The organism is Dyadobacter sp. CY347 (assembly GCF_021502655.1).
Lineage (GTDB): Bacteria > Bacteroidota > Bacteroidia > Cytophagales > Spirosomataceae > Dyadobacter.
The window spans coordinates 615446-630447 of record NZ_JAKFFT010000004.1 but is presented as its reverse complement, the minus strand read 5'-3'; the positions used below and the strand labels follow the sequence as shown (position 1 = coordinate 630447).

The window sequence follows — 15002 nt, the reverse complement described above, 5'->3', positions numbered from 1 at the left end:
TTATCATGCCTGATAACTAACATTGTAGCTGATGGTGGCTGCTACACCTAGCATTGAAATAATGGTCAGGCTGAACGGCAATCGAGTTAATTGGTAAACTCGTCATGATGTGATTCCAGAAATGCGGGCTTCTTCTTGCAAATATCATATGCCTCTTGCAGCGATATGGGGGCATACTCGTGCTTCAATTTGAATATATTATCTATTCCTACATCCAGGGATTTACCCACATTCTCGTACGATCCGTGGACATGTCCATAAAACAGCGGCACGTTGTGGTGCGACTGGTGCCAGATGGCCATGGGATAATGCGCGCAGACAAATTTGATGGACTCAACCTGGTAAAAGCCTATCTGTGAAAATTCTATAAATAAATTCTGCGGACCTGCATGCGCCCGGGAAATATGATGATCGTGATTGCCTTGAAGCAGGATCACATTTTTACAGATAATCTTCTTCCTGAATATCTGGACATTATCTTTTCCTCCAAACGACCAGTCGCCACAATGGATCAGCAGGTCATTCTTGCCAACCGTTGTATTAATGCCGTTGATAATGGCATCATTCATATCCTCAATGAGCGGGAACTGGCGGCATCCTCCCGCATGGTCTTCCGGCCATGTAGTTGTTCCCGAGCAAATGTTTTTGTGCCCGTAATGTGTGTCAGAGGTCAGATAAACCTGGCTGATTTTGAATGGTAAATGTTTAAATGGTATCATTCTATTCTTTGTAAAAATCTCATTCCCGGAAGTTTTAAGCCATACACGATGTTGTAAGAAAAACACATTTCGGCGGAATTCGTGCTTGGCTGCTAAGTAAAGGACTTATAAATTGCGCCCACATCAACCCGCACGCCATGCTACGACTTCCAACCCTTCTGCTCAATTTTTTAATAAGCTGTGTTTTCCTGACCGCCTGCCAGAATGACCAAAGAGAAAAGCATCTTGCTGAGCGTGAGCAGGCTATCATTAAAAAGGAAAGCGAATTTGCGCTGAAAGAGGCGGACTATAAATCACTGGTAAAAATGCGCGACAGCTTACGGACTAAAAAAGATACAGTCATCATCCAAAGCTGGCCTGAGACCATTGCGGGCGTTTGGAACAGCAAGTCGGTTTGCCGGGAATCCAATTGCAGTGAATATGTGATCGGGGATCAAAGGGCCAATTTCTGGGAGTTTATCAGCGATTCGACTGGATTATTTACGCGTGTGCTGGACGCCAACAACCAGCTGGTCCGCGTTTATACTGCCCAACTCGATAGCTCTGGCATAAAACTACATTATCTCAGTGACTCTTCGGCAGCCAAAAAACTGGACATGAATTTTGATCTGAGCCAGTTCGGTCCGGAATTAATTAAGGGGACGCAGGCTGTTACGATCAACCAGGCTTGTAATGCAAAATTCTCCGTAGAACTTACCCGCACAACGACACGCTAAGCCATGCATTTACTAAACATCCATATTGGAAGCCTGCCCATTGAGGACCCGGTTTTAAAGTTTCTCCTCGAACTGGTGATTATTCTGAGCGCGCCCCTTTTACTTAATAAAATTAAAGTCCCGCATTTGCTGGGATTGTTAATCGCAGGCGCGGTTGTTGGTCCTAATGGCCTGAACCTGCTTGCCCGCGACAGCAGCGTGGTGGTTACGGGAACAACCGGGCTGCTCTACATTATGTTTCTCGCAGGACTGGAAATTGATCTTGGCGATTTTAAAAAGAACAAGTGGAAAAGCATCACATTTACCGGATACACGTTTGCAATGCCGTTTATCCTGGGTTTTCTGGGAGGTTTTTATCTGCTTGATTTTTCTGTCCTGACTTCCGTGCTCTTCGCCAGTTTGTTCTCTTCCCATACATTGATCTCCTATCCGCTGGTTAGTAAACTGGGGATTGCCAAAAACCTTTCCGTCAACATTACCGTAGGCGGCACCATGATCACCGATGTGCTGTCGCTGCTGGTGCTGGCAGTCTGCGTCGGGATGACCCAAGGTGAAGTGAACACGGCCTTCTGGACCCGCCTAACCTTGTCAATGCTGGCATTCAGCCTCACCGTCCTTTTTGTATTTCCAATTATAGGAAGATGGTTTTTCAAGAAAGTGGATGACAAAATCTCCCAATACATTTTTGTACTTGTGATGATCTATCTGGCGGCAGTCCTGGCTGAGCTTGCCGGCATAGAAGCGATTATTGGCGCATTTTTTGCAGGCCTGGCCTTAAATAAGCTCATCCCCCACTCTTCCGCCATGATGAACCGGGTGGAATTTGTCGGAAGCGCTATTTTCATTCCTTTCTTTCTCATCAGCGTCGGCATGCTGATAGACTTTACAGTATTTTTCAAAAGTATAGAAACCCTGGTCGTTGCTGCGGTCATGCTGGTTGCTTCTATTGGTGGAAAATATCTCGCGGCTATTTTAACCCAAAAGACATTCCATTTAAGCAAAGACGAAGGAATGCTGATCTTCGGGATGAGCTCTGCATCCGCTGCGGCTACGCTTGCTGCGGTTTTGGTGGGTTACAACATTATCGTTTCCGAAACGGCCAATGGTGAGTCTGTCAGGCTCCTCAGCGAGCATGTATTGAATGGAAGTATCCTGCTCATACTGGTTTCCTGTACGGTTTCTTCTTTTGTATCCATGTCGAGTGGCCAGCGCATTGCGGAGGCTGACCGGGAGGATACCGCGTCGGGCATTAACCGTGAAAATGAAAATATTTTGCTGGCTGTAAACTACGAACAAACAGTAGAAAAGCTCGTTAACCTGAGTCTGCTCGTAAAAGCTAAGCATAACGACGACCGCCTGTGGGCATTGAATGTGGTCAATGATGAAAAGAACGAATCCTCAATCAAAAACGCTAAAAAAAACCTGCACATTGCTGTCGATACGGCTGCTGCCGCTGATGTGAAAGTGCTCCCACTGACCCGGTATGACAATGATGTAGCAACGGGAATAAGCAATGTGATCAAAGAACAGGACATTACCGACCTGATCATCGGATTACAGCCAGGAAAAGGTTTTACACCTTCATTTGTATACAATCTGCACAATGGATATCTGCAAAATGACAGTGTAAATACGCTGATCTATCACGCCGGACAACCCATTTCTACAGTAAAGCGTTACGTGGTCCTGATCCCCGAAAGAGCCGAAAAAGAAGCTGGATTTTTCAGCTCACTGCTCCGGGTGTGGAACATTGCTAAAAATTCAGGCGCCGAAATGAGCTTTTATGCCAATCGGTCGATTATAGATATTTTGAAAAGAGTGGTCAGTAAATCCGCTATCGAATTGTCGCTGCATCCCATTAACAACTGGCAGGAAGCCGAAAAGGCTGCCATTGGCCTGGAAAGTGACGAAGCCCTGATTGTGTTCATGGCCAAGCGCGGAATGATTTCTTATTTTCCACAAATGGGCTCCATACCCGATTTTCTGAACCAGCATGTGGAAGAAAATAATTTCCTCTTGATCTATCCTTATCGCGACCTGGCCGCAGGCCAACTCGAAAAGCGGTCGGTTAACAACCACGATGACTTTGTAGAGATCGGAAAAATTATCGGAAAGGTTTTCGCACGATGAAGAAAGTTATATTCTGACCTTAATTCAGGCAATGCAGAAATTTGACGACTACAAATGCAAGGCCGTGGGTGCCATGCCGTATTTTTTCTTGAAGGAACGTGAGAAATGAGAGAGGCTTTCAAAACCCAGGTCCAGATAAATGGCCGAGGGCTTTCCATGTTTGGTTTCGATAAGGTGCTTGGCTTCGCTCAGCCGTTTGTCCTGCAACCATTGACGGGGTGGAACACCGAATGTTTTTTGAAAATCGCGTTTGAATGCGGCCAGACTGCGCCCTGTCAGCTGCGCGAATTTTTCAACCGGAACATTAAAATGAAAATTACTCAGCATGAACCTTTCCAGGTCGATTTTATAGGGTTGAGAAAAATCGAATAGAAAGTTGACGAGTCCGGGCAGGGCTAGTAAAAGCAATTTGATGCCCTCTTTCACTTTAAGAATGCCCATTTCGTCTGTCATGGCCGCTCCCGAGTTTCGGGCGTAGGGAACAATGGATTGGAAATATCCTTGCAGGAATTCGTTTGTCGGGACCAGCAGATTTGGCGGACCGATGTATTTTCGTTCTGCTTCCAATTTCTCTTCCAGCACGATCCTGCGCAACAGATCTTCCTGCAAGGATATTACAATGGTTTCATAATGGCCGCCGGGCAGCGGCGTCTTGGTGAGCGTACCCAGCTGGTTTCTGCCGATCAGCAGCATTTCTCCCCCCGTCATCGAAATGGTTTGCTCGGAAGTTTCCAGGGTAAACTGCCCCGAAACCTGCAATATCAACGTATGGTGGTTCCAGAAACAAACTTTCTCTTTCCGCTCGGCCGAGAGGTAAGAATAAAAGATCACACCGGGAAGGATTTCTGCTGGACTGGTCATTTAACGTTCTAGATAAGTGCCGCCAAGAATAGCACCTGGTGCAAAAGTAGTATTTAAGATGTTCATTTCTTCCGGCGTAAATTCAATATCCATTGCCGCGATATTTTCAGGCAAACGCGACCTGCGGCTCATGCTTACCAAAGGCATTACAAGATCTCCCTGCGCATTCACCCAAGCGATCGCAAGCTGCGTTGGCGTGCAGCCTTTGCTCGCGGCAACCTGCTTCAAAACCTCCACTTTTCGGAGATTATTAACCAAATTTTCACCTTGAAAACGTGAGAAATGGTTGCGGTAATCGTCCACGGCAAGCGGCGCTTTCATGTCGCCGGACAGCAAGCCCTCGGCCGTATTGGCAAATGCCACGATGCCAATGCCCAGTTCTCTGGCTGTTGGAAGGAGCTCACTTTCAGTCTGACGGTCGGCCAGCGAATAACCGATTTCCAATGCGCTGATGGGATGAATGCTGTTCGCTTTCCGGAGTTGGTCAGCTGTAATTTCCGACACACCAATGTGACGCACTTTTCCTTCCTTGACCAGGTCCGCAATTGTTCCGATAATGTCTTCCACCGGCACGCTGTTATCCATGCGGCTAGGTTGGTAGAGATCAATGGTTTCAATGCCCAGGCGGGTCAGCGAATAGTTGATAAAGTTCTTGATAGCGAGCGGCCGCAGATCCATTCCCAGCCATTGACCGTTGTGAAAGATAGCACCGAATTTGACGCTGATAAATGCATCGTCGCGCCTTCCTTTAATGGCCTTGCCAATCAGCATTTCGTTATGACCGGCGCCGTAGAAGTCTCCGGTATTTAAAAAATTAATGCCGCTGTCGAGGGCCTCATGGATCGTCGCAATGCTCTCTGTTTCATCGGGTGTCGGGCTGCCCCAGATGGAGGACATGCGCATGCAGCCTAAACCAAGTTTGGACACATGCGGGCCGTCTTGGCCTAATTGAATTGTTTTGATATTTTTCATGTACAAAGGTCACAATTTGAGAAGAGACAGAAGTTGTCTCTGCGGCTCAAATGTTTTGCTTGTACGGCTCACTCAAAGAACACTATTGATTTACGTAATGCAGTGTAACGACGCCCGAACCCAGTGTTCTTGATTCCACTAACTTTAAATTGCTCAGCTGAGCCTTCCCGTCGAACAGGCTGTTGCCTTTTCCTAAAATGATCGGATGCAGGGTCAGTTGATACGCATCGATCAACCCCAGATTCATCAGACTTTTGGCAAGACCGGGACTGCCAAATATCACCAGATCTTTGCCAGGTTGTGCTTTCATTTTGCTTATTTCTTCTGCAATGTTGTCTTTGATCAGAGTAGTATTATTCCAATCCGCGCTTTCCAATGTCGTCGAGAAAACGATTTTTGGAATTTCCTGCACCCATTTCGCGTGTGCCAAGGAATGCTCGTCGGCATTCGGATCATTCAAAACCGTAGGCCAGTAACCTTCCATCAAATGATAAGTATTCTTGCCATACACCGGCGCACCCACTGTTTTGACCACCTCATCCGCAAATTGCTGCAGCTCTTCATTATAAGTCAAAAACCCCAGGCCACCATCCGCATCCCCAGCAAACCCATCCAAAGACATATGCGCAAACAAAACCAGCTTTCTCATTCTAAGAGTTTTATGTTTTTGATAAAAGAAGAATTTGAGACGAAACTATCACTGGCAGGGTAGAATATTTATGGGGGAATGGGACAATTGGAGGGGGTGTTGGTGACAATGTTAGAATAATGGTCACTGTGTCGCGCCTGAAGCCTCCTTACTCATCACCAGTTTTCCACCTTTTTTGACAACCAAAACATCCTTTACCTCGCTTTCGCCTGGCAGGAAGAGCTTTATAGTCGTTTTTGCGCTGTTTACATTGAACCCAACTAATTCGATATTTTTCCAATCAATCTGATCCGTTGACTGCGCTACTTTGACGTGCGGTAAAACGGCGCCTTCGCGGACTAACATCACCACTTCCAGTTCTCCGGCAGCGATATCGTGCCACCCGCCATCATACACTTTGCGGGTTTGGTAATCCACCCATTTTCCTTTTGGCAAATAAACCTGCCTGGTTTTACCATTTTCAAAAAACGGCGCGACCAGGATGTCCGACCCCAACATGTATTGATTATCCACCATCCAGGCTCCCGGATCGTCCGGAAATTCGACCAGCAATGCGCGCACCATGGGTAGGCCTTGTTCGGAGGCAAGTTTGGATTGGGTATAGATGTACGGCATAAGCTTGTATTTCAGCTCCACCGCTTTGCGGAAATAGTTTTGAAAATCCTCCCCATATTCCCAGGGTTCTTTGGGCGCTTGTCCGTGTGTGCGCGTATGTGAGCTCAGGAGGCCCATCAGCAGCCAGCGGCGGTAAAGATCTTCGGGCGTTTTCATGGTGAAACCGCCTATATCGTGGCTCCAAAATGTAAAGCCCGACAGTCCCAGCGACAATCCGCCCCGCAGCTGCGCTTCCATTCCCTTGTTGGTCGTTTCGGCGTCGCCCCCCCAATGGATCGGGTAACGCTGGCTCCCGGCCCAGGTGCTTCTGGCCCAGATAATGTTGTCACCGGTCAGCTTCTTTGTCAATTCCGAAACGATCTTATTGTAGCGCAACGGGTAAAGGTTATGCTCATAAAATCCTGTTCGGCCGGAGGCATACACGCCAGACAATGGCGCAGCTTCACCAAAATCAACTTTAATCGCGCCTACGCCGAGTTTCAGCAGGGCGGAAATTTTATCTTCATACCATTTAATGGTGTTGGGATTTGAAAAATCAAGCACGGCATCTTCGTAAGGAATGCTTCCGTTTGCATTTTTTACAGCCAGACCTTTGTCAACAATTTCAGGATACAATGTGTTTTTTGGGACAAAATAAGGCAACTGCCATAGCGAAGTGCGGAACCCTTGTTTTCTTAGGTCGGAGATCATGCCTTGGGGATTTTTGAAGCGGCTTGGCGCAAAGTTGTAATCGCAACGCCAATCGGTTTCAAACCAGCCTGTATCGAAATGGATCACGTCGGAAGGAATGCGGTTTTCGCGCAGTTTGGCCGCAACATTGCGGCCGTCCTGTTCGGAAAAGTAGGTTATGCGGCTCATCCACAGACCAAATGACCATAATGGCGGCATAGATGCCTTTCCGGTCAGGTTTGTGTATTCATCCAAAATGTCCTTGGGCTGACCTAAAAATATGAACAGGTCAAGATTTTCGTCGCCGATCTGCATGGCATTGGATTCTCCATATGTCGCCCCAAAATCGCAGGTAATCGGTGAAGTTGTGTGCATAAACATGCCATAACCACGCGAGCTCATGTAAAACGGAATGGGCTTGTACATCGTCTGTGTTTGAACACCATTCGGGTCGTGCGTCCACAAAACAACCTTTTGACCATTCTTATCTAGACGCGTAAACGACTCACCGCAGCCAAAAATTTTTTCATCCGGCGAAATCGAAAACACGGCTGCCACACTCCTTGAATAATCGGAGGCCCTGCGGACAAATGAAAACGGCAATGTCGGTGTATAGGACGATCTGCCATCCGCCTGTCCCCGCGTCTGAGTAAGCAGTTTTCCACTCGCATCCCGGATCAGGATCTTCCAGGGATTTTCATAAATCGTAACAGATCCGTGTACATTCGTGTATTCGTGGCCACCATTAATTTTTTTATACTTCCAGGACCTATCCTTAACCGGCTCCTTAACCAGCATCAGCGACATTTCTGAGGAAGGTCCCTGTGCACCCGTATTCGCCCGGATGCGGACGGTGCGTGGCGATGTAAATTCGACTGAAAATGGCAAAACAGGGTCCTGAGCGTATTCGATCGACGGAAACTCATTGCTGTAAGAGCGCTTGTAACTCAGCATGGAGTTATCAAAATTATGCGCAGCAAAAGCCTCATGCCGCTTCCATTTTATCTTCCCGGCACCAGTTGCCGGATCAAATGCAGCCAGACTGTCCGCAAAGTAAATCGTGTTTGAAAAATCCCTGAAATCACCACTGATATCAACCGGATCATTCACAAGCTTGCTCTGCTGTGCAGAAACAGGATTGGCATTAAAAATCAGCGAAAGCAGCAGGAGCAGCAATGCTGTTTTTTGTAAATGTTTAAAATGATACATCATGAAATTTGTGTTGCCCTAGAATTAATGGGCGATTGTTATTGGCTGGGGGGTGGGAAGCTGGGTTGACCTGTCCCGAGCTGGCTGGGTTGTCCTGTCCTGAGGTAGCTGGGTTGCCCTGTCCTAAGCGGCTTGGTTGCCATGTCACCCCGAGCCGCTGATGCCCTGTCACCCTGAGCGGCTGCCCGCCCTGTCACCCTGAGCGGAGTCGAAGGGGCGCTACTGGCTAGGCACGACGCTTTTTGCATCGTGCTCGTCCCTTCGACTCCGCTCAGGGTGACAGGGGCGGAGAGCCCCTCAGGGTGACAGGGCGGGAAAGCCCCTCAAAGTGACCTGGCCAGGCGAGCCGCTTCGCGGCTGGCCTGGCCAGATTACCATACTATCACTTCTTCACAATCCTAAAATTATCAACACTCCCATTAAACGAAGCAATTGCAACGTCGGGGGTGCCGAAGGATACTTTCAGGTCGCTTACTTTGGATGCGTCGGCGATGGTTCCGCCGGAGGCGCTTTTGAACTCGGAAAGCTCTATGACGGCCGTTCTCCATCCATTGGTTTGGTAACCGGTTGCGGTGAATTCTGTGGAATTCCAGGGCTGGAAGGCGTATACGAATTCGGTGCCACCTGCTGTGATGGTGATTTCATATCTACCTGCTTTCCAGGGTTCTGCAATGTTGTGTTCGAATTTAAATTGCCTTTCAGCTGCGGCGCCTGCCGCCAGCTTAAAGTCGAAACTGCAAGTGGAGAAAACCCATGCGTCGGCGTAGCCGGTTGCAGGTAATTTGGTTTGCTTGATCCTGGAATATTTACCCGAGATAGCGGCCGGATCGGTTGCAGGCAAAATCGCTGCAGCTCCCCAGCAAACTTCTGATCCCCAGGTTGTTGCAGGCACGTCGAAATTGACCATATGCCCTTCCATGCCATTCACTTTGAAGGCCGTTTTCACAGTTCCAAACTCCCCCTCAACGGTAACAATGTCCGAAACAGCAGTAGCTGGCATTTTTGCGGTGATCTGCTTCACGTTCGTGCTCAAAATCTGCAAGTTGGTGGCGCCTACTTTTACTGATTTTATGTTGTAAAAATAATCTCCATTGATGACCAGCGTTCCTCCGGGTTTCACAAACTCGGAGTACAACCCTGTAAGAACTGGCATTGGCGCTGACAATACGAAGTCGTAAGTAGCCTCTCCGCCCCTGGTCTGCACTTTGATCTTGTTAGAAACTCCCGCGTCCACGGCCTTGGTAGGCGCATTGGCAGGAATGGTCACGATCAGATTGGAGTTGCTTCCCAATGCAGCATTGAATGTGGCTTCAAAATCATTGAAATACACTTTCATTACACTGCCCAGGTTCTGGCCCTGGATCACGATCAGGCTGCCCGGCTCTGCGGCATTCAGCGAACTGTCTGCTTTGGTCGGGTCGAGCAGGCGGACGTTGGTGATGGCCGGAGCGCCGTCCACATCGTCATCGTTACAGCTCTGGAACGAAAGCAGCATTCCCGCCGCCAAGCACATTCCCAGCGCTGTTCTATATATACTTTTAATGTTCATTGTTGGTCAAAGATTAGGGTTAGTCAACTAATGTGCTGAAATCAAAAGGAACCGGTTCGCCTTTCAACGAAGGTGCATTGACAAGCTCTCCCTCAGGAAACGGGAGATAAAGCGTGTTTTCCGACAGCGGATAATACTCAGCCGGCGAATACGTCACCGTGTATTTCTTCGGATTGGTAGAACCAGGCACGTAAGTCATTGTATAATTCTCCCTGCGTTGTGCAGCCGTGTAAGCAATTGCTTTGGCAGGATTGAAATAATACCACCGCACCACCTCATTCCAGGAATTCCCTTCGAACACGGTTTCAATTCTTCTTTCCTTGAAAATATCCTCGAAAGTCAGCGATGTTTTAGCCGCCAGACCCGCTCTTTTGCGCACCGCATTATAGTATTGCAATGCTTTGGCATCATTGGTTGTAGCCGCATTGCCTAAAACTGCATCTGCATAAATCAGGTAAACTTCTGCCAGACGCAGCATATAGGAGTTGATATTGGCAGCCATGAATCCGCCCAAACCACCATTATCTGCCGGTGAGCCCACAATGTATTTTTTAATGGCCGACAATTGCGCAGGCCTGTTGTATTTCAAACCGCCGGTCGCTTTCTGAATGTTTGGATAAACATCACTGTCAAACATCGCGATGGATTTTCTGCGAAGTGAATCAGCAGGGTTTTCTACAAAGTATTTCACCAGATCGGCCGACAAACCCTGCGCCGCGCCCCAGCCATCACCCGTTGTGGTAATGTTGGCATCATAGGCAAAATACGCCTGGAAAGAGTTGTTAACCCCCCACGGACTGCTCACTGGCATCCATTGCAGCGAGAACAGACTTTCAGCATTGTTTTTGGAAGAGTTGTTATTGGCACTTTCAAAAAGCTCCCCATAGGTTGGCGCCAGCGTGCGGCCGCTTTTCGTGATCACATCTTCTGCATAATATTTTGCACTGTCCAGATCCGACTGGTTACGCGTTCCGTTCTGGTTCAAGCCGGCGCGCATCAGGTACATTCTGGCCAGCATTCCTTCGGCTGAATATTTCGTCAAACGTCCCTGATCGGCATTTACCGGAAGGTTTTCTGCTGCAAAGCGATAATCCTGGATCAACAGCTTCCACACATCTTCAATGCGGTTTCTCACCGGAGGCGTGTTAAGCTGTGCTACGTTGTCATACACAATGGGCACTGCGCCCCAGTTGGTAACCAGGTAATAGTAGGCTGTTGCACGCATGAAACGGCATTCACCCAATCCCTGCGCTTTTACAGCAGCCGAAGCAGTGCTTCCTGTCGCTTCTTTGATCGCCTTATAGGCATTGTTGCTTTGCGCAATGATCTTATAAAAAGATTTATAACCCGGCAAAAGCGTATTGACATCCGTAGACGGAACCGCGTGCTTCACGTAAGCCGTGCGGTCGTTGGAGTTGAGGTTACCGGCGCGGGCTTCCTGAAAAGACATATTGGCTTTATCATTGAAATCGAACCACACAATGTTGTAAAGAGGCGCCGTTCCAGCCATGATTTCGGCATCGGTTTTATAAAAATTACCCGAAGTAAGCGCGTCCAGAGGCGGGCGGTCCAGGAATTCTTCGCTGCATCCCTGCATAAGCATCAGTGCGCTGATTGCTGCCAGGAGTTTGATTTTGAATTGCATATAAAAATTTCTTTTAAAATAAATGGGATCAGATCGATTAAAAATCAGCCATCAGACCGAAAGAATACATACGAACAGAAGGATAGCGCCCTGTGTCGATGCCTGCCATGACCGTTCCGCCATAGCTCACCATTCCAATCTCTGGATCGTAGCCTTTGTATTTGGTAATGGTAAACAAGTTTTGCGCGCCTACCGAAGCCTTCAATCCGCGGATAAAAGTGTCTTTCAGCAATGATTTAGGGAAGTTGTAGCTTAATGTGATGTTTTTCAAACGCACGTAGCTGCCGTCCTCAATAAAATTGGTGCTCATCCGGTTGTTACCATTCGGGTCGCCCGGTGCAATACGCGGAATTACGTGGCCCGGGTTGGTAAGCGTCACCGTTTCTGCATCGCCTACTGCATAGCTGCTCGGACGGGCATAGTTGGCCACCGATTTCCATTGGTTTCCAAAAACACCACCATTACCCGGCACTTCTGCACGATAACGTGGATAATTAAGGATGTCATTCTTGAAACTTCCCGTCATGAATGCGTTCAGCTCGAAGTTTTTGTAGGTCATATTGTTATTGAAACCCAATGTAAACTTCGGCCATGGGTTACCGATCACGGTGCGGTCTTCTGCATCAATGACGCCGTCGCCGTTCAGATCTTTGAATTTCGTGTCCCCTACCCAGCTGCCTGTCAGCGGGTTGATGGTCAGCTCACCGTTTGATGTCTGTATCGCATGGCCTTTGATGTCCGCTGCATCCTGATAAAGTCCCTCAGCAATGTAGCCGGTAAGCATACTGGCTGGTTGTCCGACTTCCGTTTTGAAACCAACCGAAGTTGCATTCCAGATCGGTGTGATCGGGTTCAGAAGTGAAGTTACCTTATTGCGGTCAAACGAAAGGTTGATGCCTGTTCTCCAATAGAAACCAGCTTTGTCGATGTTCACTGTGTTCAGCGTAAAGCCCACACCGCGGTTTTTCATAGAACCCGCATTGACGGCCGGCCAGCTCAGGTAACCTGGTGAGTAAGCAATGTCTCCGCCATAAGTGAATGGATATGAGTTCACTGTGATAAGGCTTGTAATGTTCTTAATGTACGCATCTACAATTAACTCCACACGGTTGCTGAACATATGCAAGTCTAAACCGGCATTGATCACGTCATCTTTTTCCCAGGTCAGGAATTCATTGGCAAAGTTGGAAGCCAAAAAGCCTGTTCCCCAGCCGGTTGGAACTGTTTGAAGTGTTGAATAAATAGCATTACCGCCACTTCCCTGGTTGCCTGAGCGACCGATTTCAAACCTCAGTTTCAAGTCGTTGATTGCATTGACACTTTTCAGGAAAGGCTCTTCCGAAACGCGCCATGCCACCGAAACGGCCGGGAAATTACCCCAGCGACGTCCCTCACGGAATGCCGAAGAACCGTCCATCCGGTAAGTTCCCTGTAAAAAATAACGCTCATTAAAGCTATAATTTACCCGTGCAAAATACGATTCACGTGATCCTGAGCCCTTGCCGCTGTTGTTGCTTACATTGGAAATAACCGATGCATCACCGCCCGAAAGCTCCTCAATGGTGTTGGTAATGAACTTCTTACGTGTTCCACTCAGGGATTCATATGTAAATGCCTGTGCCTCATGACCAGCCATAATGTTCACACCGTGAAGGCCTAATTTCAAGTCATAAGTCATACGGCTGTGCAAGCTCCACCAGTTATTGGTGTTCACCGAACGCGTCGAAGTCGCTGCATCTTGCGACACCACATAACCGCCGATTGTATACGAAGGGTGGAATGAATAGTATTTCAAAAACTCAGAGCTTCCGTTCACTTCCGTGTGCCACGTCAGGTTTTTCAGCAGCTTCACATCCGCAAAGAGGCTTCCCAGGATCGAAGTCCGGCGGTTGTAATCATTGTAAATTTTGGAGATCATCACCGGGTTGGTGAACTGGAACTGCGTTGAAACAGGTCCGCCCCAGCTTCCGTCCGGATTCGTTACCGGCACACTTGGGTTTTGGTCCAATGCAAGCTGGATAATACCGCCATTGTTTGTATTCACTTTTTCCTCGGTGATACCAACGCTCATATTCGCGCCGATTTTCAGCCAGTTACGCGTCTGGTTTTCCAGGTTCAAACGGCCATTATAACGCTTGAAACCGGAACCTTCCACAATTCCTTTCTGATTAAAATACTCACCTGAAAGATAGTAAGTTGATTTTTCCGTGCCGCCGCTCAATCCAACAGAATACTTCTGCAAAGTGGTCGGGCGGAAAAGCGCACTCTGCCAGTTCGTACCTTCGCCCAGGACAGAAGGATCTGCAAATTGCGGTTCCGTAGCCGTGCTACCCACAGCCGCCGCCTCATTCCTGAACTGCGCATATTCACGCAGGTTCATCACATCAATGTGCTTAGGCTCCGATTGCAGCGTAAGCAGCGAGTTGAAAGTAATTTTCGCTTCGCCCGCCTTACCGCGTTTGGTGGTGATCATCACAACACCATTCGCTCCTACCGCACCATAAATCGCTGTGGCAGAAGGGCCTTGCAAAACGTTGATCGTCTCGATATCGTCCGGGTTAATGCTCGAAAGAATGTTTGAAAAACCCGTTGGCCGGTTATTCGGATCATCCTTCATATTATCAGGTTTGATCTGCACACCGTCAATCACATATAATGGTTGCGTTGTGCCTGTTAGCGAGCTCAAACCGCGTATCAAAACGGAAGGCGCCGCACCCGGCTGGCCCGAATTCTGCTGCACCATCACGTTTGCCGCACGACCTTGCAGACCTTGTTCCAGCGATGTATTAATGGTTTTGCTCAGATCTTTGCCCGAAACCGTTACCTGGGAGCTGGAAACATCCGTTTTCTTCATTTCTCCGTATCCTACCACAACCACTTCGTCCAGGGCAGCAATGCTCTCCTGTAATCTGATGTCAATTTTTGTCTTGTTTCCTACCGGAATTTCCTGCGTCACGTACCCGATAAAGGAAATAACCAATGTATTTCCCGAAGCCGCCTCAATCGAAAATTCGCCCGCAGTATTCGTAGTTGTTCCATTAGAGGTCCCTTTCACCACCACGCTCGCGCCTGGAATTCCGTCATCGCCATCTACCGAAACCACTGTACCGGTAATTGTTTTTTTCGCATCGCCCTGCGCAAAGGCACCCAGCCCAGCGCCCATGATCCCCAATGTTAAAAGAAGAGGTCGTAGCAACCCGGCGAGGAACTGCAAGCTGCGACTTACCCGCCTTGTTTCGTACAAATTTTGTTGCATGTTGTTTGGTTT

10 protein-coding genes are annotated in these 15002 nt (G+C 48.2%); 2 read left to right on the top strand and 8 right to left on the bottom strand.

What is annotated here, in order from left to right; all coding sequences use genetic code 11:
• Positions 1-86: 86 nt before the first annotated feature.
• A complete protein-coding gene (locus tag L0659_RS10755; protein ID WP_235125969.1) occupies positions 87-719 on the bottom strand; it encodes a metallophosphoesterase in 633 nt (210 codons plus the stop codon).
• Between the two features lie 137 nt (positions 720-856).
• Between L0659_RS10755 and L0659_RS10750 the strand changes: the two genes are divergently transcribed.
• Positions 857-1435, top strand: a complete 579-nt coding sequence (locus L0659_RS10750; protein WP_235125968.1) for a hypothetical protein — start codon at positions 857-859, stop codon at positions 1433-1435.
• 3 nt (positions 1436-1438) lie between these two features.
• A complete protein-coding gene (locus L0659_RS10745) occupies positions 1439-3565 on the top strand; it encodes a cation:proton antiporter (protein ID WP_235125967.1) in 2127 nt (708 codons plus the stop codon).
• 48 nt (positions 3566-3613) lie between these two features.
• Here L0659_RS10745 and L0659_RS10740 read toward each other — a convergent pair whose 3' ends face one another.
• The 7 genes from L0659_RS10740 to L0659_RS10710 form a co-directional block, all read right to left on the bottom strand.
• A complete protein-coding gene (locus tag L0659_RS10740) occupies positions 3614-4426 on the bottom strand; it encodes an AraC family transcriptional regulator (protein ID WP_235125966.1) in 813 nt (270 codons plus the stop codon).
• Entirely contained in the window at positions 4427-5398 is a 972-nt protein-coding gene (locus L0659_RS10735; protein WP_235125965.1) for an aldo/keto reductase, read from the bottom strand.
• Positions 5399-5480: 82 nt separating this feature from the next.
• Positions 5481-6047, bottom strand: coding sequence for a dihydrofolate reductase family protein (locus L0659_RS10730; RefSeq protein WP_235125964.1), 567 nt, complete (start codon positions 6045-6047; stop codon positions 5481-5483).
• Between the two features lie 123 nt (positions 6048-6170).
• Positions 6171-8543, bottom strand: a complete 2373-nt coding sequence (locus L0659_RS10725) for an alpha-xylosidase (RefSeq protein ID WP_235125963.1) — start codon at positions 8541-8543, stop codon at positions 6171-6173.
• Positions 8544-8922: 379 nt separating this feature from the next.
• Positions 8923-10089 carry a glycan-binding surface protein gene (locus tag L0659_RS10720; protein WP_235125962.1) on the bottom strand — a complete coding sequence of 389 codons (1167 nt, stop codon included), beginning with the start codon at positions 10087-10089 and terminating at the stop codon, positions 8923-8925.
• 19 nt (positions 10090-10108) lie between these two features.
• A complete protein-coding gene (locus L0659_RS10715; RefSeq protein WP_235125961.1) occupies positions 10109-11734 on the bottom strand; it encodes a RagB/SusD family nutrient uptake outer membrane protein in 1626 nt (541 codons plus the stop codon).
• A 37-nt stretch (positions 11735-11771) separates the two neighbouring features.
• Positions 11772-14990: a TonB-dependent receptor gene (locus L0659_RS10710; RefSeq protein WP_235125960.1), complete on the bottom strand. Its 3219-nt coding sequence runs from the start codon at positions 14988-14990 to the stop codon at positions 11772-11774.
• Positions 14991-15002: the final 12 nt, after the last annotated feature.